Annotated in this window: 2 rRNA genes; both read left to right on the top strand. The window is 57.4% G+C overall.

Annotation, left to right across the window (positions count from 1 at the left end):
• A 23S ribosomal RNA gene (locus ACFYR0_RS37735) occupies positions 1–1,581 on the top strand; the annotation flags it as partial.
• A gap of 91 nt (positions 1,582–1,672) precedes the next feature.
• Positions 1,673–1,789: ribosomal RNA gene (gene rrf, locus ACFYR0_RS37740) — 5S ribosomal RNA — on the top strand.
• Positions 1,790–1,792: the final 3 nt, after the last annotated feature.

Genomic DNA, 1,792 nt, shown 5'->3' on the forward strand with positions numbered 1-1,792 from the left:
CGAGCATCGTGATGCTAAGGCCGTGAAGCCGCCCCGGAGCCTTCGGGCAAAGGGGAGTGGTGGAGCCGCCGGACCAAGCGGTCAGTAGGTGAGTGATGGGGTGACGCAGGAAGGTAGTCCATCCCGGGCGGTGGTTGTCCCGGGGTAAGGGTGTAGGCCGTGCGATAGGCAAATCCGTCGCACACGAGGCTGAGACCTGATGCCGAGCCGATTGTGGTGAAGTGGATGATCCTATGCTGTCGAGAAAAGCCTCTAGCGAGTTTCATGGCGGCCCGTACCCTAAACCGACTCAGGTGGTCAGGTAGAGAATACCGAGGCGTTCGGGTGAACTATGGTTAAGGAACTCGGCAAAATGCCCCCGTAACTTCGGGAGAAGGGGGGCCATCACCGGTGATCACTCTTGCAGTGTGAGCTGGGGGTGGCCGCAGAGACCAGCGAGAAGCGACTGTTTACTAAAAACACAGGTCCGTGCGAAGCCGTAAGGCGATGTATACGGACTGACGCCTGCCCGGTGCTGGAACGTTAAGGGGACCGGTTAGTCACTCTTCGGGGTGGCGAAGCTGAGAACTTAAGCGCCAGTAAACGGCGGTGGTAACTATAACCATCCTAAGGTAGCGAAATTCCTTGTCGGGTAAGTTCCGACCTGCACGAATGGCGTAACGACTTCTCGACTGTCTCAACCATAGGCCCGGTGAAATTGCACTACGAGTAAAGATGCTCGTTTCGCGCAGCAGGACGGAAAGACCCCGGGACCTTTACTACAGTTTGATATTGGTGTTCGGTTCGGCTTGTGTAGGATAGCTGGGAGACTTTGAAGCGATCACGCCAGTGGTTGTGGAGTCGTCGTTGAAATACCAGTCTGGTCGTGCTGGATGTCTAACCTGGGTCCGTGATCCGGATCAGGGACAGTGTCTGATGGGTAGTTTAACTGGGGCGGTTGCCTCCCAAAGGGTAACGGAGGCGCCCAAAGGTTCCCTCAGCCTGGTTGGCAATCAGGTGTTGAGTGTAAGTGCACAAGGGAGCTTGACTGTGAGACCGACGGGTCGAGCAGGGACGAAAGTCGGGACTAGTGATCCGGCGGTGGCTTGTGGAAGCGCCGTCGCTCAACGGATAAAAGGTACCCCGGGGATAACAGGCTGATCTTCCCCAAGAGTCCATATCGACGGGATGGTTTGGCACCTCGATGTCGGCTCGTCGCATCCTGGGGCTGGAGTCGGTCCCAAGGGTTGGGCTGTTCGCCCATTAAAGCGGTACGCGAGCTGGGTTTAGAACGTCGTGAGACAGTTCGGTCCCTATCCGCTGTGCGCGTAGGAGTCTTGAGAAGGGCTGTCCCTAGTACGAGAGGACCGGGACGGACGAACCTCTGGTGTGCCAGTTGTCCTGCCAAGGGCATGGCTGGTTGGCTACGTTCGGGAGGGATAACCGCTGAAAGCATCTAAGCGGGAAGCCTGCTTCGAGATGAGGACTCCCACCCACTTGATGGGGTAAGGCTCCCAGTAGACGACTGGGTTGATAGGCCGGATCTGGAAGCACGGTAACGTGTGGAGGTGACCGGTACTAATAGGCCGAGGGCTTGTCCTCAGTTGCTCGCGTCCACTGTGTTGGTTCTGAAACCATGAACAACCGTCGAAGCCGTTTTTGGCTGCGGCTCCGGTTGGCAGTTTCATAGTGTTTCGGTGGTCATAGCGTAGGGGAAACGCCCGGTTACATTCCGAACCCGGAAGCTAAGCCTTACAGCGCCGATGGTACTGCAGGGGGGACCCTGTGGGAGAGTAGGACGCCGCCGAACAAT

This window comes from Streptomyces sp. NPDC005017, assembly GCF_042873115.1.
Classification (GTDB): domain Bacteria; phylum Actinomycetota; class Actinomycetes; order Streptomycetales; family Streptomycetaceae; genus Streptomyces.